Raw genomic sequence first — 20,543 nt, forward strand, 5'->3', positions numbered from 1 at the left:
AAGGCATTAAGATTCATTAAGTGTTGTTTTAGTATTCTTAATTTTCCTTAATTTCTTAATGGTAAAAAAGAATTTCGCGGTTCTCCGTGAAGCCTCTGCGCGTCTCTGTGTAACAACATATACCCACACTGAACCAAAAAAAACTTATATGACTTATATGTTAAAAAAAACTTTGCGATTCTCTGCGCAATCTCTGCGCATCTCTGTGTAGTTTTTCCTTACGCAAAGAGCCACAAAGTTGACTCAGAGGTTCGCTAAGTTTTAAAGGACTTACGTGTTGCGATAGTTTAAATTTTTAACCATTAAGGAATTAAGATTCATTAAGTGTTGTTTTAGTATTCTTAATTTTCCTTAATTTCTTAATGGTAAAAAAGAAATTCGCGGTTTTCTGCGCACCTTTGCGTAGCAACCTTTACCCACACTCAACCAAAGAAAAACTTATATGTTAAACAAATTCAGAGTAACAAAAACCACCATTTAACGACCTATCTTACTAGCGCTTTTTTGATATACAGGAAGCCAATGATTTTGCTTATTTTTGTACTAACCAATAAAAAAAGACTAATGAAAAAATTAATTTTAATAATGGCAGTTACCGCAACAACCGCATCTTTCGGACAAAGTCCGCTTAAATATCCTGCAACCAAAAAAGGAAACGTAGTGGACACCTATTTTGGTACGCAAGTAAATGATCCATACCGATGGATGGAGGACGACCGATCAGACGAAACCGCTGCTTGGGTAAAAGCACAAAATGAAGTGACTTATGGTTATTTAAACCAAATTCCGTTTCGTGCCGCTCTAAAATCAAGATTAGAAAAATTATGGAATTATGAAAAAATAGGAGCTCCATCCAAAGAAGGAAACTTTACCTATTTTTCTAAAAATAACGGACTGCAAAATCTGTCGGTAATGTATCGTAAAGACGCTAATGGTAAAGAAGAAGTTTTCTTAGATCCAAATACGTTTTCGAAAGACGGAACCACTTCGCTTGGTGGAATTGATTTCTCAAAAGACGGATCGAAGGTTGCTTACGCCATTTCAGAAGGTGGAAGCGACTGGAGAAAAGTAATCATCATGGACGCCTTGTCTAAAAAAATAATCGAAGACACTATCGTTGATGTAAAGTTCAGTGGTTTGTCTTGGAGAGGGAACGAAGGCTTCTATTACTCGAGCTATGAAAAACCAAAAGGAAGCGAGCTTTCTGCAAAAACAGATGAGCACAAATTATACTTTCATAAACTAGGAACGTCTCAAAAAGAAGATAAGGTAATCTTTGGCGCAGACCAAAAACGCAGATACATTGGTGGGTATGTAACCGAGGATGATGCTTACTTAGTAATTTCGGCGGCAAATTCAACTTACGGAAACGAATTGTACATCAAAGATCTAAAAACGCCTAATAGTCCTATTGTAACGATCGTTGACAACTTCAATAGTGATAACAGTGTGATTATGACCGAAGGTAAAAAATTATTTATCGAAACCGATCTAAAAGCACCTAACAAACGTATTGTAACCGTTGATTTCAGCAAACCTACTCCAGATAAGTGGGTTGATTTTATTGCAGAGACAGAGAATGTGTTATCACCATCAACAGGTGGTGGTTATTTCTTTGCTAACTACATGAAAGATGCCGTTTCAGTTGTAAAACAATATGATTATTCCGGAAAAATGCTACGCGAAATTCAGTTACCAGCAGTGGGAACAGCAGGCGGTTTTGGCGGAAAGAAGAAAGACAAAACATTGTACTATTCGTTTACAAACTACACCACACCAGGAACAATTTATGCCTTTGATCCTAACGCAGGAAAATCAACTGTATATGAAAAACCCAAAGTAGATTTTAAAAGCGATGATTACGAGTCGAAGCAAGTGTTCTATACTTCTAAAGACGGAACAAAAATCCCAATGATTATTACCTATAAAAAAGGATTACAGCTAAATGGACAAAACCCAACTATGCTTTATGCTTATGGTGGTTTCAATGTGAGTTTAACTCCAAGTTTTAGTATTGCTAATGCAGTATGGTTAGAAAACGGAGGAGTTTACGCCGTGCCTAATTTACGTGGAGGTGGAGAATATGGTAAAAAATGGCACGATGCAGGAACTAAAATGCAAAAGCAAAATGTATTTGATGATTTCATCGCTGCAGCCGAGTATTTAATTGCGCAAAAATATACTTCCTCGAATTTCTTAGCCATTCGTGGTGGGTCAAACGGAGGTTTATTAGTAGGAGCAACCATGACACAAAGACCAGACTTAATGAAAGTGGCCTTGCCAGCTGTGGGTGTAATGGACATGTTGCGTTACCATACCTTTACCGCAGGTGCTGGTTGGGCCTACGATTACGGAACATCGCAAGACAGCAAGGAAATGTTTGAATACATCAAAGGTTACTCGCCTGTGCAAAACGTAAAAGCAGGAACACAATACCCAGCAACGATGGTAACCACAGGAGATCATGATGATCGAGTAGTGCCAGCACACAGTTTTAAATTTGCTGCCGAGTTGCAAGAAAAACAAACAGGTCCAAATCCTACGTTAATCCGTATTGACGTCAAAGCAGGTCATGGAGCTGGAAAATCAGTAGCGGCGACGATTCAGGAAAATGTAGACATCCAGGCCTTTACCTTATTCAATATGGGCATCAAGGAATTGCTTGTTACGAAATAAATAAGAATGAGGAGCTATTTCCTGCTGTTCGCTGTATCTCTTGTGGCGAACCCCGCCACAAGAGGATGCCGCTTCCATCAGGGCTATGGCACTCGGCTAATTAGTCTATTTACAATAAAAAAACGCTATTCTACGGGATAGCGTTTTTTGCATCTAACAAAATACTGCTGAAATAGTTAGCTCCATAATCTGTTTCCTGCTGTTGCTAAGTCTTCATTTTATTTCATAATTATTTGCTAATTCGTTCGTTTTTCGGGTCTTCATTCGTTAACTTTGAGAGACAATCATTAATACAATAAACTATGAAAATACAATTTAACACAGACAAAAATGTAGAAGGACATCAAAGAGTAGAAGCTTATTTTTCTGCTGAATTAGAAAAAGAATTAGCTCGTTTTGAAGAGAAAATAACACGCATCGAGGTGCATGTAGGTGATGAAAATAGTGATAAGCCAGGAATCAACGACAAACGTTGTTTAATCGAAGTTCGTCCTGCCAAATTGCAACCCGTTGTCGTGACTGCTCATGCGGATACTGTTGAAAAAGCATTTCATGATGCTTTAGCTAAAGTTAAAAAAACATTGAGCACCACTTTCGATAAGCAAAAAGCACATTAAATATACATCCGTTCAGGATACAGCATAAAAAAGGAATAGCACGCAGGTGTTACTCCTTTTTCTTTACATCTATTAGTAGTGGTTTAATTAACTAATTTACTTGTTATCAAATAATAAAGCAGCCAGTGCTTCGTCTCTTGTGTAAATATCATCATAGAAATGTAGTATTCCATCAGTGTCTTCCCAAGCGGTGAAATACCCTATGTAAACCGGAATTTTGTTCTTAAGTGGGTACCATTTTTCTTTTCCAGCATGCATGGCTTCGTCAATTTTCTCGGGATTCCAGTCAGGATCATTTTCCATGATTTTATAAGCAAGCTCCGCTGGCTTTGCTACTCGAATGCAGCCGTGGCTGAACGCTCTTTGATCTTTACTAAATAAATATTTGGAAGGCGTGTCATGTAAGTAAATGGCATTCGAATTAGGAAATAAAAACTTCACCAAACCTAAGGAGTTTTTAACTCCTGGCTTTTGACGTACATTTCCATTGTTCCATTCCATATTATGTGAGGCAAGGTAATTTGGGTCTTTGGCTATAGCCGGCAATATCTCTTTTTGAATAATACTTGTGGGTAAATTCCAATACGGACTAAATACAATGTACTTCATGGGAGCGCTAAAAATAACGGTCTTATTAAGTGTTTTCCCTACGACCACATTCGATTTTAAAACAATTTTGCCGTTTTTAAAATAAGAGAGTTCATATGAAGGAATATTCACTGCAATGAGTTCTTTGGCCTTACTGATATCTTTCGATACCCATCGGCAGCGTTCCATATTTACGACTAGCGTTTTGATTAACGAGCTCACAGGCGTACTCAAATAATTCAAAGTAGTACCATACAATAACTTGTCGCCATCAATTCCGCGGGTTTTTTTAAACTTAACAACAGCCTTCGCGAGAGCCGCATCATACAGTAAACTTTTAGAATCAGTTTTTAAAAATCCATCAAGAAAGAGTCTTTTACGAACCTGCGCAATGGCTGGTAAACTATCGCCAATTTTTAGGGTTTTATAGCCGGTAGGAAGTGCAATAGAGTCCCAGCTCCCTTTTTTTTCAATTTCACTGTACTTTTTTAATTGATTTTTCAATAAATAATACTGACTAAATAGTGTTTTTTTATTTTTTTTAATCACTGAAGGATCGATTAGTAAAGAGTCGGTATAAGCAGTATACGATTGTTTTTCTCGCGGTAAAAACCACTCCATCTCATTTGATTTTTCGGTTTCTAAACCATGGAATACCTTATCAATATAAAAGAAGTACAGGGCCGTCGTAAGTAATTCTGAATTCGTGTTGGGTGTTTTATTTTCTTTGGTATTTTGATAAATCTGATCTAATTCTGTTCGGTATGGAACCTTAGTTTCAATTCCTTCTTCGAGTAAATTAATTATTTTGTTGTAAAATATATTTGAAAATTCATTGGAACCGTTTTTATCGTACCATAAATAGTGGTAGTTGTATTTGCGATACAGTTTGTTTACATCGAGTTGGTATTTTTGCAAAAGCGGATGTTTCTCGAAAAAAGAAGACACTAAAGTACTGTCGAAAGGAATTTTACTCAAATCTATCGTTTCTTTGGATTTAGAGTTGGAGAGATCGTCATTGTTTTTTTTACAAGACACACAAAGGAGTAGTAGTAAACTAACTAACAATAAGTAAGTTGTGATCGATTTTTTCATTCCTATGATCTGATTTTAGGATGTAAAAATACTCAAAAACGGATACCATTAGCTTAATTGCTATCCTATTTTAAATATTATTGTTAAAATATTATCTTTACTTCCAAATAAGTATCAAATCGTTACTTTCTGAATTCCGAAATTCAAATTCTGCCACTATGAAAAATAATATTGCCTATATATTGCTTGTTGTTCTGTTGTCTTCTTTTAGTTCTTTTTCTGTGAATTCTGAAAAGGATAAACAAAAAATTAATTTGGTTCTTGATCAATGGCATAAGGCTGCTGCCGAAGCGAAGTTTGATACCTATTTCAATTTGATGACAAATGATGCCATTTTTATAGGAACGGATGCTACGGAGAATTGGAACAAAGAACAATTTCAGTCATTTGCAAAACCGTTTTTTGATCGTGGAAAGGCGTGGAGCTTTACGGCGGTCGAGCGTCATATTTTTTTTGATAAATCAGGAAAAACGGCTTGGTTTGATGAATTGCTCAGTACTCAAATGAAAATTTGTAGAGGTTCAGGTGTGTTAGTTAAGGTTGGGAACGACTGGAAAATTCAGCATTATGTACTTTCGATGACGATTCCAAATGATAATAGCAACGAAGTTGTCAAAATTAAATCTCCTATCGAAAATGCTTTACTAGAGAAATTAAGTAAAAAGTAAAAGGGAACCTTTTTTTCGAATTTCTCTTAGAACCGATTATATTTTTGCTGACAGTCCCGAGGTTTCATATATTTCCTTAATTTTGCCAAGCAATAAAATAGGTCGAATTGGCCTCATTAAAATAGTGGAAACAAAGTGGGAAGCAAAAATAAATTAAAGAGATTCAGGGAGAACGAGACATTTACTAATGTATTTCAGCCAACAAGAGAAGAAGTAGTAGGTGATTTATTCCCATTAAAAGGGAAGTGGAACCAAGACTTTTTTAAGAATGACAATCCGCTAGTACTAGAACTAGGTTGTGGAAAAGGAGAGTATTCTGTTGGTTTAGCCGAAAGATATCCTAATAAAAACTTTGTCGGAATCGATATCAAAGGCGCTCGTTTTTGGCGTGGTGCTAAAACTGCGGTCGAAACAGGACTGCACAATGTGGCTTTCATCCGTACCCAAATTGAATTAATCAATCATGTTTTTGCCGAAAACGAAGTAGACGAGATTTGGATCACTTTTCCGGACCCGCAAATCAAGTACAAGAGAACGAAGCACCGTATGACCAATTCAGAGTTTCTGCAATTGTATAAAAAAATCCTGAAGAAAGACGGTGTAGTGAACTTAAAAACCGATAGTGAGTTTATGCACGGCTACACGCTAGGGTTGTTGCATGGAGAAGGTCATGAAGTGTTGTATGCGAATCATAATGTTTATGTAAATGAAGGAAGTCCAGAGGAAGTAACTGCTTTTCAGACCTTTTACGAAAAACAATATTTGGAAATTAACAAGGCAATTACGTATATTAGATTTAAAATTAAAGAGTAGATCAGTATCGTACGCTATCTGTTTCCTTGTTCCAATTTCCATTCTTGTCTATGAATATACTTATTTCGCTACTTACAGGTTTTGCCACTGCTTTTATTGGGATAACTCCTCCAGGGTTACTGAATATGACGGCAGCTAAAGTAAATTTGAAAGAAGGGACAAGAAATGCAGGTTGGTTTATTTTTGGAGCCATTATCATTATTTTTTTTCAAGCCTTTGTTGCCATACTTTTTGCTCGTGTTATCAATGTTCGTCCTGATATTGTTAACCTATTGCGAGAAGTAGGCTTCGCTCTTTTTGGAGCTTTGACTATTTATTTTCTGTGGATTGCTAAAGCGCCTAAAATTAAAAAAGCAAAAATCAAAAAAAGCAGTCAAAAGAAACGTTTTTTTCTAGGCATGCTGCTTTCGGCATTGAACTTTTTTCCAATTCCCTATTATGTATTTGTAAGTATCACACTTTCTTCTTATGATTTGTTTTCCTTTGAACTGTCCTCTGTCCTAACTTTTGTGACTGGAGTGGTTCTTGGATCTTCTATTGTGTTTTATTTTTACATCCGGTTTTTTCAAAAGATAGAATCAAAAGCCGATTACCTGCTGCGGAATATGAATAAAATTATAGGTAGTATCACAGGGTTAATCGCTTTGGTTACGTTATTTAATATTATTCGTTTCTATTTGTAATACAATCTAATTTTAAATGGCAGACGAAAGCTTCTTCGAGAGAGTATATGTGATTGCAAGGCAAATTCCATTTGGCAAAGTAACCTCTTACGGCGCTATTGCAAAATCGATTGGTGCGGCACGATCAGCACGAATGGTAGGATACGCCATGAATGCCTCTCACAAAATGGAGGATATTCCGGCACATCGAGTGGTAAATAGAAAAGGATTACTCACGGGTAAGTTTCACTTTGATGGTACTAACTTGATGCAGCAGTTGTTAGAAAGCGAAGGTGTTAAGGTAGTTGACAATCAAATTATTGATTTCGAGAAATATTTTTGGCAACCGCCAATGACCGAGTTAGAAGGTTAGTTTAGCTTAATTTTCACAACGTTTTTTCGGAATTATTTGTCATCAATACCGTTGATTTATCCATCAATAAATCCAATCCAATTTCTTTATTTTAAGAACTTAATCTGTTATCTTTGTAATCTGAAATCAGTTTAAATAAACATAATATTTAAGCAGATAATCCTCAATTGAAAACAGTACAATTATAATGAAATTAGATAGAAAAGAAATCCTAAAAGCTTTAGAAACAATTACTATCGCTGGAGAAGGAAAAAATATGGTAGAAAGTGGTGCCATTGCGAACGTTATCACTTTTGGAGATGAGGTTGTAGTAGATTTAGTTTTACATACACCAGCAATGCACATCAAAAAACGCGCAGAGGACGATATCAGAAAAACAATTTTGGAGAAAGTTTCTCCTGATGCTAAAATCAAAATCAATAGCAAGGTCGAAGCGCCGGAGAAAACTGAAATTAAAGGGAAATCTATTCCTGGAATAAAAAATATTATTGCCGTTGCCTCAGGAAAAGGAGGAGTAGGGAAATCTACTGTAACTGCAAACCTAGCCGTATCACTGGCTAAAATGGGTTTTAAAGTAGGTGTCTTAGATGCTGATATTTACGGACCATCGATGCCAATTATGTTCGATGTCGAAAACGAAAAACCAGTATCAGTTACCGTTGACGGAAAATCTAAAATGAAACCAGTAGAAAGTTACGATATAAAAATGCTTTCTATCGGATTTTTCACTTCACCATCACAAGCAGTAATCTGGAGAGGACCAATGGCTTCTAAGGCCTTGAACCAAATGATCTTTGATGCTGACTGGGGCGAACTAGACTTTATGCTTATCGATTTGCCTCCAGGAACGGGAGATATTCATCTTTCGATCATGCAATCGTTGCCTGTTACAGGAGCAGTTGTAGTAAGTACTCCGCAAGCCGTTGCTTTAGCTGATGCTAAAAAAGGAGTATCTATGTTCCTGAGTGAAGCTATCAATGTGCCAGTTTTAGGAATTATCGAAAACATGGCGTACTTCACACCCGAAGAGTTGCCAGAAAACAAATACTATATCTTTGGTCAAGAAGGGGCTAAAAACCTAGCAGATGATCTTGAAGTGCCATTCCTAGGCGAAGTGCCTATCGTGCAATCAATACGCGAAGCAGGTGATTTCGGTCGTCCGGCAGCGATGCAAACTGGTTCGGTTGTAGCGACTGTTTTTGAAGAAATCACGCGTAAAGTAGTAGAGGAAACCGTAAGAAGAAATGATAGTTTACCGGCTACCGAAGCAATCCAAATTACAACTATGGCAGGATGTTCTGCCGTTAAAAAATAATAAGAAATAGAATTTCTATTACTTTAAAAAAAACCACATGACAACAGAAGAATTAACTATTGAAGTTCATAAAGCGCTAGAGGAAATCAGACCTTTCTTGAATTCTGATGGTGGCGATATCACCCTGATATCCATCGAAGATGACAAGCATGTCAAAGTGCGTCTCGAAGGAGCTTGTACGAGCTGCAGCGTAAACCAAATGACTTTAAAAGCAGGCGTAGAAACGACCATTAAAAAGTTTGCCCCGCAAATAGAGACTGTTGTAAATATTTTATAAGATTAGGGCATGACCCTTTTTGTAAAAAAGGCTTATTCTCATTGTATTGAGTCGCCTTTTTTACAATAAGCGTCGGGCTATTCGCGCTACTTCGGTAGCTAGCTACTATCCCTCATGCAACCCACTACTGTAATCAAACCCACAACTAAAACACAACACCCCATCAGATGGATGTACTAATAAAAATTAAAGATCGTGAAGGAGTCGTGCACGAATTGCAAGCTCCTACTGATATGGCTATGAATATAATGGAATTGTGCAAGGCATACGAGCTTCCTGTTGAAGGAACTTGTGGCGGGATGGCCATGTGTGCTTCTTGTCAATGTTATGTGCTAAATGAAGTCGATTTGCCTGAAATGGGAGAGGATGAGGAAGCCATGTTATCCGAAGCTTTCTATGTTAAATCCAACAGCCGCTTGGGCTGCCAAATACCAATTACCGAGAGTCTAGAAGGTTTAGAACTAGAATTAGCTCCCGAAAGTTAATAGAAAAGCGATAAGAAATTCTCGCTTTTTTTAGTTCTGCAAAGCATCTACTGCTTTTGCAATGATTCGGTTTACGAATAAGCTATAGGCTTTTTCCGAAGGATGTAATCCGTCAGTTGCAACTAATTCAGGGTCTTGTAACCCTCTTGCGTAATATCAGTTATGTTGCTGTAAGCGATCCCATTTTCTTCACAATACTTTCTTGCGAACGCATTGTAGGAGGCGATTTCTTTCGAAATTGTGCTTCCTCGACCGGATCGGCTCCCAAAAGGAGTGTATGCATAATCCGGTATCGAAACAACGATGACATTGGTTTTGTCATTGCCAGCCAATACAATTGCTTTTTCCACCAGTTCCTTAAATTCCTTTTCGTAAACCGTAAACGGTTGTCCTCGGTATTGATTGTTCACGCCTATTAATAAGGTTACTAAATCGTAATTAGTTGCTGGATTTTGATTTTGTATGGCTGCTTTTAAGTCGGTAGTAGTCCAGCCGGTTCTGGCAATGATATCAAGGCCAAAACTATTTTTTAAGTTTAAATTCTCGAGGGCTTTTTTTAGTTGCTCAGGAAATCGGCAACTGCTGCAAACGCTTTCTCCAATAGTGTAACTATCACCAAGTGCAAGGTAGTTTGCTTTTTTGGTAAAAGTAGGAAGTGATAGGTTTTGTGGTGCTGTCGAACTAGTGTCGATTACAGCTGTTTTAGTAGCCGAATTTTCAACACTGCAGCTTATCGTAACCGATAGCAAAAAGAACAACGTAACTAGTATTCGCAATTGATTGACCATTTGTTTACAATTATGGGTATCGTTTTTAAATAACAGTTACGTTGTTTTATACAGTTTGGATTCTTAAGCCAATTCTTCTTTCAATAAACTTGCTTCAATAGCATCCCATAAGCCGATTCGTTTTTCTAGAGCAGCAACTGAAATTTGTTCCACTTCGGCCCATTTTTTAGGATCTTCTCCACAAAGTTCCGTAATCATTTGCATAGCCATTGGTCCGTGCTCATCAGCATCGAGTTCAATATGTCTTTCAAAATAATAGATTAGTTTACTCAAGTCAGTTTGAGGGAAATTCTGCTGAAAATTCTTCAAAATGGCAGTAAACATACTCGGGATAAGGTCTTCTCTTCCAAAAGTAAATGCTGCTGCGATTTCATGTGTTTTCCCTTCGTCAATCACTTTAAAGGTAAAGTCTAGAAACTCTTTGATATTAGGATGCAAGCTACTTGTTTTAATGGCAACAAAGATGTTTTGTAATGAGTTTACCTCCGCCAAGAAATCAGTAATTCCTGTTGTATTGGCACCGCAGGATTCCATTGCTTCAATGTACATCTCGTAATGACTTTGGCGACGGCCGTCAATCGTTAAATCGGTTTCCTCAGCTAATACAATCTCGTTAATTAAATACCTTGTCTCAGGATTTGCTGTGGCAAACCAAGGTGTAGTTGTACACGTTAATTTAGATTGTAATGCTTTTAGTAAGGACATAAAATCCCAAACGGCATAGACATGATTTTCAAGGAAAACGTGTAAATCATCTATAGTTTGTACTTTTTGGTACAAAGAATGCTGTAATAAGGTGTTTTTTTGGGGCGCAATAGTTTTGTTTATGCTTTCAATTGTCATAGTAATGGTTTTAAAGTAGGTTGTAATTGAAATGCTGCACTTTTGTTTTTTGGATACAATCTTGAAATTTTGGTGCAGTGGTATTTTGTACAAAGATAAAAAAGCTCCTTGTTTCCAAGAAGCTTTCATTATCAATTTTATAGATACTTTAATAGTTGTTTATTTCTACTTAAATGCAGGGATTCCAGTAATGTCCATTCCAGTAATTAGTAAATGAATATCGTGTGTTCCTTCGTAGGTGATCACGGACTCTAAGTTCATCATATGACGCATGATAGAGTATTCACCGGTAATTCCCATTCCGCCTAGAATTTGTCTGGCTTCACGAGCAATGTTAATCGCCATATCTACGTTATTACGCTTAGCCATAGAGATTTGAGCTGTAGTAGCACGGCCTTCATTTCTAAGTACTCCAAGTCTCCAAGTAAGTAATTGTGCTTTGGTGATTTCAGTAATCATTTCGGCTAATTTCTTTTGTTGTAGCTGCGTTCCAGCAATTGGTTTGTCGAATTGGATTCTTTCTTTTGCGTAGCGCAAAGCCGTATCATAACAATCCATTGCAGCACCGATAGCACCCCAAGCGATTCCGTAACGAGCCGAGTCAAGGCAACCTAGTGGTGCACCAAGACCTGATTTATTAGGTAAAAGGTTTGCTTTAGGTACTTTTACGTTGTCAAATATTAACTCTCCAGTTGAGGAGGCACGTAGTGACCATTTATTGTGAGTTTCAGGAGTTGTAAACCCTTCCATCCCGCGTTCTACAATTAAACCGTGTAATCTTCCTTCTTCATTTTTTGCCCAAACAACGGCAATATCAGCAAAAGGAGCGTTAGAAATCCACATTTTGGCACCATTCAATAAATAATGGTCGCCCATATCTTTAAAGTTGGTAATCATACTTCCAGGATCCGATCCGTAGTTTGGTTCGGTTAAGCCAAAGCAACCCATGAATTCTCCCGTCGCTAACTTTGGCAAGTATTTCATGCGTTGTTCCTCGTTTCCGTATTTCCAAATAGGATACATTACTAGGGATGATTGAACAGATGAGGTAGAACGAACACCTGAATCACCACGCTCAATTTCTTGCATGATCAATCCGTATGATATTTGGTCTAAACCAGCACCACCATATTCTTCAGGAATGTAAGGACCAAAACCACCTATTTCACCCAAACCTTTGATGATTTGTTTTGGAAATTCAGCACGTTGAGCAAAGTCTTCAATAATAGGAGAAACTTCTTTTTTTACCCACGCACGAGCGGAATCACGAACTAGTTTGTGCTCTTCTGTTAGTAAATCGTCTAAGTTATAATAATCTGGAGATTGAAATAAGTCTGGTTTCATGGTTTTGCTAATTTAAGTGATACAAAGTTACACAAAGAAATATAACAAAACGATTAACAATTGTTATAATTTTTGAAATCAAGTGTAGATTGTGAACTTAAATTAAAATTTATTGCTTTCAAAAATAAGTTTGAACTATTTAAAGTTTACATTTTCAAATAAAACTCTTTAGTTAACGCAATATATTCTGGAGTATATACATGTCTTTCTACTTCAATAACCAATTCATCAACTATACGATCGGTTGTTTCATTACGAGATAAAGCCAATAAACTACGTTTGATTTCAGTAGTTGGGGTTTTTTTTACACTTGTGGTTTTATGACCTACGATAAAAGTCAAATGTAATCAGAGAAGTATTAGTTTGAAAAATAAAAGTTATAAGTAAGAATAGTTGCATAACTAAATTTTATTGTTAGTTTTGATAAGCCTTTGGCTATTAATCTAATTATTATGTCTAGAACGCAAAAGTTTAAAAATTTATTAGCAGTTTCAAGTTTGTTATTGCCACTTTTATTGTTCAGTTTTAAAGTTAATCCTTTTTATATCTGCGTAATAACGTCAGTTTTGTTATTAGGAAATATTTTTTATTTATTTCAGCACAAGCCGGAGAAAAGAAGAGTGTTTATTTTTGCGGGCTTCTTGCTAATTTCAATCGCTTTATATGTTTATAATTAATTAAGTCGGTAGCTTATTAGATATGTTTTTGAAACGACTGTCATTACAAGCTTGAGCTTTACATCTTCAAATAAAACTCCTTTGTCAGCGCTATATATTCTGGAGTATATACATGTCTTTCTATTTCAATAATCAATTCATCAACTACGAGATCGGTTGTTTCATTACGAGATAAAGCCAATAAACTGCGTTTGATTTCAGTAGTTGGCGTTCCTTTTACATGTGTAATTTTGAAAGGATATAATTCAAATTCAGTGGCAAGAGCTAGGAACTTTTCTTCTTCTTTAAACGGAATGATAACTGCGAATATTCCATTTTCAGATAATAGTAAATCAGCCGCTTCGATTAAATCTTCAAAAGGCATGGCGTCTTGAAAACGAGCTAAATCGCGTTGGGCATTATTGGATTTGAAATCCTCGGAATAAAAAGGAGGATTGGAAATAATCAAATCATATTCGTCTTCCGGCTCTTCGATAAATTCATCTAAGCCCGCATGAAAACAAAATAAACGATCACTCCAAGGAGAGTTTTCAAAATTATCTACCGCTTGCTCATAAGTTGCTTCGTCAATTTCTAAAGCATCAATTTGTTCAGCGTTGGTACGTTGTGCTAACATCAAAGCAATAATGCCAGTTCCAGTGCCAATATCTAAAACACTAAACGGATGGTTGGTTGTTGGAGCCCAAGCGCCCAGTAAAACGCCGTCAGTGCCTATTTTCATAGCGCAACGGTCTTGTTCTACAGTAAATTGTTTGAAGGAAAATTTAGACAAAAATAAGATTTTAAAGATTAATCCAATAAGGATTTAAAGGTAGATCGTTATAAACTTAATAAACCTTAATTTCTTAATGGTTCAAAATTTCTACTAAAGATACATTTCAATCAATCCTTCTGGAAGGTCCATGATTACTTTTTTGTTTTCACGATCGATCTTAACTAAGAAATGATCAATCATAGGAATCAGAATTTCAACATCGCCATTCAATACTTCAAAAAGTGGTTGTGCGGTACTGTCGTTTATAGATTCTATTTTTCCTACTACACCAAGGAGTTGGTCTTCTACTTCAAAACCAATAACTTCGTGAAAATAAAATTTGTTACCCGAGAGTTTAGGTAACATTTTTAAAGGTAAATACAAGTGATTGCCTAGCATTGCTTCAGCTTCTTCCTCTGTTTTTACATCTTCAAAACGAATTCTAAGAAAATCGTTTTTATGCAAGGAGCTACTTTCAATAAAAAAAGGAACCAAGTGTTTGTTGTATTCAACAAACACTGATTCCAAGTTTTCGTATAACTCAGGTTCATCCGTGTCTAAATAGGCAAGAACTTCCCCTTTGAAACTAAATTTTTTAGCGATTTTACCTAAATAGAAACATTCTTCTTTACGCATTGTCGCTTACTAAATTATGCTTGAGTCTCTTCGTTGTTTTCTTCTGCAGCAGGAGCTTCTTCAGCTTCAACTTCAGCAACTTCTTCTTCAACAGCAGGAGTCGCAGCAGCGATAGCATCAGCTTCAGCTTGTGCAGCAGCAGCTAAACGTTTAGCATTAACATCTTGCTCTGCTTTGAAAGCTTTAGCTTTAACATCAGCTTGCGCTTTTGATAAACCATCTTTCTTAGCATCAACTGTTCCGTTTTTAGCTTCTAACCAAGCAGCTAATTTTGCATCAGCTTGCTCTTGAGTCAAAGCTCCTTTACGAATACCTCCATCAAGGTGGTGTTTCAATAAAGCACCTTTGTAAGAAAGAATAGCTTTAGCAGTATCAGTTGGTTGTGCACCATTGTGCAACCATTTTACTGCGCTATCAAGATTTAACTCGATAGTTGCTGGGTTTGTGTTTGGATTGTAAGTACCAATTTTTTCTAGGTATTTACCATCTCTTTTTGAGCGAGCATCTGCTGCTACAACCCAGTAAAAAGGTTTTTGTTTTTTACCGTGTCTTTGTAATCTAATTTTTACTGACATAATCGTGTGATTAAATTTTGAGGTACTCGACCTCGATTAATTAAGGGTGCAAAGATATACTATTTTTTTGAATTTACTAAAAACAACTTATTATTTTGAACGATAGCGATTTGGCTTCTTATTGATACTCTTTTTATGTGTTCTAGTACGTGGTTTTCATCTAAATATCATACTTTTGCTACTTAAAGTGCATTTTTATGAAAAAATATTTAGCGCCCCTATTGCTATTGATCTGCTTGAGTTCGTGTCAAGAGGATGTTCGTTTCAATAATCCTTCTTTTCAAGGATTAAAAGACAATGTTTTTTGGAGAGCCATTCAGTCACAAGCTACAATCGACGCAAATGGTGCAGTGGTTGTAAAAGCCTACACAAGTAATGAGGTCGTGACTCTAAAAATGACTTCGACTACGGCGCAGGTGTACCCGATAGGAACAAGCGATTCTAAAACAGCGACCTACGTTTTGACTGATGCTTCAGGAACGTTAACTTTTACAAGTGGAACCGGTATTGGAAATGGACAAATTGTTATAACTGAATATGATGCTGTAAACAACACCATCTCTGGAACCTTTAAGTTTAATTTAGAAAACGTAAATAATAATCCGTTAGGTGGTACAACGCTAAATTTTCAGCAGGGTGTTTTTTATAAGGTGCCTATTGTAGCGGCTACGGTGCTTAATTAACTGCTATTTAAGTGGATACTAATTCATTGATTTGTAGTTTTCTGTTATTTTGCTCAAATATTTTTTTCAAAATAAAAGTAGAAATAAGCTAATATATAGTAGATTAGAGAATATTTAGAGTACATTTGTTGCAATTATTATAAATAAGTACATATGAATATTTTTGTTGGAAGCCTTCCATTCAGTATTGAGGAAGCAGATTTAAGAGAGTCTTTCGAGGCTTACGGAGCAGTTGATTCAGTTAAAATTATCTCAGATAAATTTACAGGAAGAAGTAAAGGATTTGGTTTTGTTGAGATGCCAAATGATGATGAAGCTCAAAAAGCGATTGACGAATTGAACGGAGCGACTGTTCAAGGACGTGCAATTGTGGTTAACAAATCTGAGCCAAAACCAGAAGGCGAAAGAAGAAGTTTTAATAACAACCGCGGTGGAGGAGACTCTCGTGGAGGTTACGGAAGCAACAATCGCGGTGGTGGTGACAGAGGAGGAAGATATTAATATTTTTTTCTACAGTATAAAAAAAGGGAACAATGTAAATTGTTCCCTTTTTTGTTTTTTATCTAATTTACAAATTAGCTACTAACCAATCTCCAACATCACTTGTTTTATAAGATCTAGTATCCTTAGCCACTAAATCTTCGGTTACGATTCCTTGTTCTAGCGATTTGTTGACAACTGCTCTAATTGCAGCTGCTTCTTCGGTTAGACCAAAGGCATCTTCAAACATCATTGCTGCTGATAACACAGTTGCTAGCGGATTAGCAATATTCAACCCTGTTGCCTGCGGGTAGGAGCCGTGAATAGGTTCGTACAGTGAAGTGTGCTCACCTACAGAAGCTGATGGCATTAATCCCATAGATCCTGAAATAACCGAAGCCTCATCAGTTAAGATGTCTCCAAATAAATTTTCAGTAATTAATACATCATAGGAGTTTGGCCATTGCACTAAGCGCATCGCTACAGCATCCACAAATTCATAGCTAACTTCTACTTCAGGATAGTCTTTTTCCATCGCTTGTACCGTTTCTCTCCATAAACGAGAGGTTTCCAAAACGTTAGCTTTATCGACGCAACATAATTTTTTAGAACGCGTCATGGCCAGTTCAAAACCTTTTTTGGCTAAGCGTTGAACTTCAGCTCTAGTATACACGCAGTTGTCAAATGCAGTTTCTCCACCGTCTCTTCGGCCTTTTTCTCCAAAATAAATTCCACCGGTAAGTTCTCTTAAAAAAACCAAATCAGTTCCTTCGATGCGTTCCCTTTTTAAAGGTGAATTATCAATTAATGATGGGAAAGTAAAAGTGGGACGCACATTAGCAAATAAGCCTAGTTTTTTGCGCATTAACAATAATCCTTGTTCCGGTCTCACGGGAGCAGTAGGGTCATTATCATATTTTGGGTGACCAATAGCGCCAAATAAAACCGCATCAGCTGCCATGCATATTTCATGTGTTTCGTCAGGATAGGGAACACCCACGGCATCAATTGCGCAGGCTCCAGTAAGAGCAGGTGTCCAAGTGATTTCATGATTGAATTTTTTGGCAATCGCATCCGAAACTTTTACAGCTTCATTGATTACCTCAGGTCCTATTCCGTCTCCGGCTAAAAGTGCTATTTTTAATTTCATGATTGTTTTTTGATTTATTTTTTATTCTTAAAAGTACCAAACTTCATTTACAATTTCTTAAAACTCAGAAAATAAGGGATTTAGTAGCCTTGGTACTAATTTAAACTACATTCAACATCTTTTGCGTGGCAACTATTGCAGCAACCGTTTGGTCAGAGTCTAATCCTCTTGTTTTAAATTCTTTGCCATTATTCGTCCAAGTAATTACCGTTTCACACAAAGCATCAGAGCTACTTCCGGGCGGAATCCGAACAGCATAATCGATTAGTTTTGGCAAGGATAGATTTTTGCTTTGGTATATTTTGCCTAAGGCATTCATGAAAGCATCAAATTGACCATCGCCTTGGGCATGTTCCTCAATTAGTTCTCCGTCTATTTTTAAAGACAAAGTAGTTGACGGACGCATTCCCTTCGCATGAGACAAGATGTACGACTCCACCACAATTTTTTCTTCGAATATTTTACTGTGTAAAACATCTGAAATAATATAGGGTAAATCCTCTTTGGTAACCGTTTCTTTTTTGTCTCCTAGTTCAATAATTCTTTGGGTTACTAGTTTTAAATCTTCTTGATTTAGTTTCAAACCTAGTTCTTGTAGGTTTTTTTCAATATTGGCCTTGACAGAAGTTTTTCCTAGAGCATATTGTCGTTTTCTTCCAAAGCGTTCCGGAAGTAAGTCATTAAAATACAAGTTGTTTTTATTGTCTCCATCAGCATGGATTCCTGCAGTTTGAGTGAATACGTTGTCGCCTACAATAGGTTTGTTAGCCGGAATTCGGTATCCTGTAAATGCCTCTACTAATTTACTCACTTTGTACAAGGACGATTCTTTGACATTGATAGCAATATCAGGCATAAAGTCATTGATAACGGCAACGGTGCTTTCAAGAGGCGCATTTCCAGCGCGTTCTCCCATTCCGTTTACCGTAACGTGCAGTCCATGAACTCCTGCTTTTAGTGCTTGCATGACGTTAGCGATACTTAAATCATAATCATTATGAGCGTGGAAATCAAAATGAATACTTGGATATTTCTCCACAATCTTGGACAAATACTCAAAAGTATGTTCAGGGATAAGCACACCAAGCGTATCGGGGAGTAAAACTCTTTTTATAGGTTGGGTTGCGATAAAATCTAAGTATTGGAAAACATAATCAGGTGAATTGCGCATTCCATTACTCCAATCCTCTAAATAAACGTTAGTTTCAATTCCGTTTTCTTGTGCCAAAGCAATGCAAGCAGCAATTTCAGAAAAATGTTGTTCGGGTGTTTTTTTTAATTGATGGATTAAGTGATTTAGAGAGCCTTTAGTCAATAAATTTTGAACTTTGGCGCCTGTATTGTTCATCCATTCAATGGACAGACCGCCATCAACAAAGGTCAATACTTCGATACGATTTGAATAGCCCTTTTCATGCGCCCACGACATGATGCCTTTCACTCCTTGAAATTCGCCTTCGCTCACACGTGCTGAGGCAATTTCAATGCGATCGACATTCAATTCATCTAACAATAACTGGGCAATGGTTAATTTTTCTGCGGCAGAAAAAGACACTCCTGAGGTTTGTTCCCCATCGCGAAGTGTGGTATCCATTATTTCAATAGTTCTTTTCTTCATTATTTTATTTCTATACCAATAGTGGTGTGCTATTAGGCAGCTAGTATGCTATTTTTATCTGGAATAAACTCAGGGTGATTCCGTCGTAATGTTTAGGTAATCCGTTATAATTGGGTGTGATAACTCCTAGGAATTCAAAACCACATTGCTGGTAATAATTTATTAATTCGTCGTTGTCTCCCCAAGTATCTAATCGCAGGTACTTCAGTTTTTTTTCTTTGGCGAAAGCCAAGCCCCACTGAACAATTTGTTTTACAAAATGTCTTCCTTTGAAGCTAGGATGCGTTACTATGCGATGAAAACGGCTGGATCTTTGTTTTTTTCTTTCCAAATACTTTCATCTTGAAAAGTGATGGCAAATACAGCTGCGATTTCACTATCGATTATTATTTTCCATTGTCTGTTCTCGACAATTTCGGTTACAACCAGTTCGCGATCAAATCCCATCCAATGCTTATTGAATTTGGTCTTTTGATAGGCCACTGCCAAATCATAAAATTCAAAAATAGTGTCAATATCAGCGATGGAACTGGGTTCAATTTTCATAATTTCAATAATCGGGTTGCTACAAAACCAGTAGGTTAAAGGATTAGATCAGTTGCTTTTCAGCAAAAGTTACAATGTCTTCTTTGATGTTTTGTAAATAATCGATATCATCAAAACCATTGATCATATTATTTTTTTTGTATCCATTGATATCAAAAGATTCTTTTTGCCCCGTCACTTTTAAAGTAATGGTCTGATCCGGTAAATTGATTTCTAGTTCCGTTGTAGGATCTGCTTCTATGGCTTTGAAAATGGTTTCAGCAAATTCTGGGCTCACTTGTACTGGTAAAACACCAATATTTAAGCAGTTTCCTTTAAAAATATCGGCAAAAAAACTAGAAACTACTGCTCGAAATCCGTAATCGTATACGGCCCAAGCGGCGTGCTCACGAGAAGACCCTGAACCAAAGTTTTTTCCGCCTACAAGTATTTTTCCGGAATAGGTTGGGTTATTCAGTACGAAGTCTGCTTTAGGAGTATCATCTCCATTGTACCTCCAGTCTCTAAAAAGATTATCACCAAAACCTACACGCTCTGTTGCTTTCAAAAAACGAGCGGGGATTATTTGGTCAGTATCGACGTTTTCTATTGGTAGTGGCACTGCACTACTAGTTAGGATATTAAATTTATCGTATGCCATTTGATTTATGATAAGCCCCCCAGCCCCCGAAGGGGGAGTTGAAGAGAATGTGTTATTTTTTTATATTTTTTTTAGAGTCCCCCCTTTGGGGGTTAGGGGGCTAGAAGATCCCTCGGATCAGTCAGTTTTCCAGTAACCGCTGCTGCTGCTGCCATAATAGGAGAAGCCAATAGGGTTCTTGAACCTGGACCTTGACGACCTTCGAAGTTTCTGTTTGAGGTACTTACTGCATATTTTCCA

At 36.9% G+C, this 20,543-nt stretch carries 24 protein-coding genes and 1 pseudogene; 11 read left to right on the forward strand and 14 right to left on the reverse strand.

Annotated features, from left to right (window positions below; genetic code table 11):
• Positions 1–585 precede the first annotated feature (585 nt).
• Positions 586–2,676, forward strand: a complete 2,091-nt coding sequence (locus P8M54_RS11055) for a prolyl oligopeptidase family serine peptidase (RefSeq protein WP_300287940.1) — start codon at positions 586–588, stop codon at positions 2,674–2,676.
• Positions 2,677–2,978: 302 nt separating this feature from the next.
• On the forward strand, positions 2,979–3,293 hold the full coding sequence (locus tag P8M54_RS11060) for an HPF/RaiA family ribosome-associated protein (RefSeq protein ID WP_300287917.1): 315 nt from the start codon (positions 2,979–2,981) through the stop codon (positions 3,291–3,293).
• Positions 3,294–3,389: 96 nt separating this feature from the next.
• On the opposite strand, the gene P8M54_RS11065 is transcribed toward P8M54_RS11060, so the two are convergent.
• Positions 3,390–4,976, reverse strand: a complete 1,587-nt coding sequence (locus P8M54_RS11065; protein WP_300287918.1) for a L,D-transpeptidase family protein — start codon at positions 4,974–4,976, stop codon at positions 3,390–3,392.
• Positions 4,977–5,134: 158 nt separating this feature from the next.
• Between P8M54_RS11065 and P8M54_RS11070 the strand changes: the two genes are divergently transcribed.
• From P8M54_RS11070 to P8M54_RS11100, 7 genes are all read left to right on the forward strand, one after another.
• Positions 5,135–5,644 (forward strand): nuclear transport factor 2 family protein, encoded by a 510-nt coding sequence (locus P8M54_RS11070; protein WP_300287919.1) that lies wholly within the window; start codon positions 5,135–5,137, stop codon positions 5,642–5,644.
• Positions 5,645–5,779: 135 nt separating this feature from the next.
• On the forward strand, positions 5,780–6,457 hold the full coding sequence (gene trmB / locus P8M54_RS11075) for a tRNA (guanosine(46)-N7)-methyltransferase TrmB (protein WP_300287921.1): 678 nt from the start codon (positions 5,780–5,782) through the stop codon (positions 6,455–6,457).
• A 50-nt stretch (positions 6,458–6,507) separates the two neighbouring features.
• Positions 6,508–7,140, forward strand: a complete 633-nt coding sequence (locus P8M54_RS11080) for a LysE family transporter (RefSeq protein WP_300287922.1) — start codon at positions 6,508–6,510, stop codon at positions 7,138–7,140.
• Positions 7,141–7,156: 16 nt separating this feature from the next.
• Positions 7,157–7,492, forward strand: a complete 336-nt coding sequence (locus tag P8M54_RS11085) for an MGMT family protein (RefSeq protein ID WP_300287923.1) — start codon at positions 7,157–7,159, stop codon at positions 7,490–7,492.
• Between the two features lie 187 nt (positions 7,493–7,679).
• A complete protein-coding gene (locus P8M54_RS11090; RefSeq protein WP_300287925.1) occupies positions 7,680–8,807 on the forward strand; it encodes an Mrp/NBP35 family ATP-binding protein in 1,128 nt (375 codons plus the stop codon).
• 37 nt (positions 8,808–8,844) lie between these two features.
• Positions 8,845–9,084, forward strand: coding sequence for a NifU family protein (locus tag P8M54_RS11095; RefSeq protein WP_187009359.1), 240 nt, complete (start codon positions 8,845–8,847; stop codon positions 9,082–9,084).
• A 167-nt stretch (positions 9,085–9,251) separates the two neighbouring features.
• A complete protein-coding gene (locus tag P8M54_RS11100; protein WP_300287926.1) occupies positions 9,252–9,569 on the forward strand; it encodes a 2Fe-2S iron-sulfur cluster-binding protein in 318 nt (105 codons plus the stop codon).
• 122 nt (positions 9,570–9,691) lie between these two features.
• On the opposite strand, the gene P8M54_RS11105 is transcribed toward P8M54_RS11100, so the two are convergent.
• The 7 genes and pseudogenes from P8M54_RS11105 to P8M54_RS11135 form a co-directional block, all read right to left on the reverse strand.
• Positions 9,692–10,357 (reverse strand): SGNH/GDSL hydrolase family protein, encoded by a 666-nt coding sequence (locus tag P8M54_RS11105; protein ID WP_300287927.1) that lies wholly within the window; start codon positions 10,355–10,357, stop codon positions 9,692–9,694.
• Positions 10,358–10,420: 63 nt separating this feature from the next.
• Positions 10,421–11,200 (reverse strand): DUF3050 domain-containing protein, encoded by a 780-nt coding sequence (locus P8M54_RS11110; RefSeq protein WP_300287928.1) that lies wholly within the window; start codon positions 11,198–11,200, stop codon positions 10,421–10,423.
• 165 nt (positions 11,201–11,365) lie between these two features.
• Positions 11,366–12,544, reverse strand: coding sequence for an acyl-CoA dehydrogenase family protein (locus tag P8M54_RS11115; RefSeq protein ID WP_300287929.1), 1,179 nt, complete (start codon positions 12,542–12,544; stop codon positions 11,366–11,368).
• 146 nt (positions 12,545–12,690) lie between these two features.
• Positions 12,691–12,864, reverse strand: a pseudogene (locus tag P8M54_RS11120) (tRNA (adenine-N(6)-)-methyltransferase); the annotation flags it as partial.
• Between the two features lie 415 nt (positions 12,865–13,279).
• Positions 13,280–13,942, reverse strand: coding sequence for a methyltransferase (locus P8M54_RS11125; protein ID WP_300287941.1), 663 nt, complete (start codon positions 13,940–13,942; stop codon positions 13,280–13,282).
• Between the two features lie 144 nt (positions 13,943–14,086).
• Positions 14,087–14,611, reverse strand: a complete 525-nt coding sequence (gene rimM / locus P8M54_RS11130) for a ribosome maturation factor RimM (protein ID WP_300287931.1) — start codon at positions 14,609–14,611, stop codon at positions 14,087–14,089.
• A gap of 14 nt (positions 14,612–14,625) precedes the next feature.
• Positions 14,626–15,186, reverse strand: coding sequence for a 30S ribosomal protein S16 (locus P8M54_RS11135; protein WP_300287932.1), 561 nt, complete (start codon positions 15,184–15,186; stop codon positions 14,626–14,628).
• A 197-nt stretch (positions 15,187–15,383) separates the two neighbouring features.
• Here P8M54_RS11135 and P8M54_RS11140 point away from each other — a divergent pair, with 197 nt between their 5' ends.
• Complete coding sequence (locus tag P8M54_RS11140; RefSeq protein WP_300287933.1) at positions 15,384–15,869, forward strand: DUF6252 family protein; 486 nt, start codon at positions 15,384–15,386, stop codon at positions 15,867–15,869.
• 153 nt (positions 15,870–16,022) lie between these two features.
• Entirely contained in the window at positions 16,023–16,370 is a 348-nt protein-coding gene (locus P8M54_RS11145) for an RNA-binding protein (RefSeq protein WP_300287934.1), read from the forward strand.
• Positions 16,371–16,437: 67 nt separating this feature from the next.
• On the opposite strand, the gene leuB is transcribed toward P8M54_RS11145, so the two are convergent.
• The 6 genes from leuB to P8M54_RS11175 all read right to left on the reverse strand — a co-directional run.
• A complete protein-coding gene (gene leuB, locus P8M54_RS11150) occupies positions 16,438–17,499 on the reverse strand; it encodes a 3-isopropylmalate dehydrogenase (protein WP_300287935.1) in 1,062 nt (353 codons plus the stop codon).
• Positions 17,500–17,599: 100 nt separating this feature from the next.
• A complete protein-coding gene (locus P8M54_RS11155) occupies positions 17,600–19,117 on the reverse strand; it encodes an alpha-isopropylmalate synthase regulatory domain-containing protein (RefSeq protein ID WP_300287936.1) in 1,518 nt (505 codons plus the stop codon).
• Positions 19,118–19,157: 40 nt separating this feature from the next.
• Entirely contained in the window at positions 19,158–19,448 is a 291-nt protein-coding gene (locus P8M54_RS11160; protein ID WP_300287937.1) for a GNAT family N-acetyltransferase, read from the reverse strand.
• Positions 19,406–19,663, reverse strand: a complete 258-nt coding sequence (locus P8M54_RS11165; protein WP_300287938.1) for a hypothetical protein — start codon at positions 19,661–19,663, stop codon at positions 19,406–19,408. Before P8M54_RS11165 ends, P8M54_RS11160 begins: the two co-directional genes overlap by 43 nt.
• Positions 19,664–19,706: 43 nt before the next feature.
• Positions 19,707–20,303 carry a 3-isopropylmalate dehydratase small subunit gene (gene leuD / locus P8M54_RS11170; RefSeq protein ID WP_300287939.1) on the reverse strand — a complete coding sequence of 199 codons (597 nt, stop codon included), beginning with the start codon at positions 20,301–20,303 and terminating at the stop codon, positions 19,707–19,709.
• 92 nt (positions 20,304–20,395) lie between these two features.
• Positions 20,396–20,543: aconitase family protein (locus tag P8M54_RS11175; RefSeq protein WP_300287942.1), on the reverse strand; the 148-nt coding region annotated here is incomplete at its 5' end.

Source organism: Flavobacterium sp. (assembly GCF_029242675.1).
Taxonomy (GTDB): Bacteria; Bacteroidota; Bacteroidia; order Flavobacteriales; family Flavobacteriaceae; genus Flavobacterium.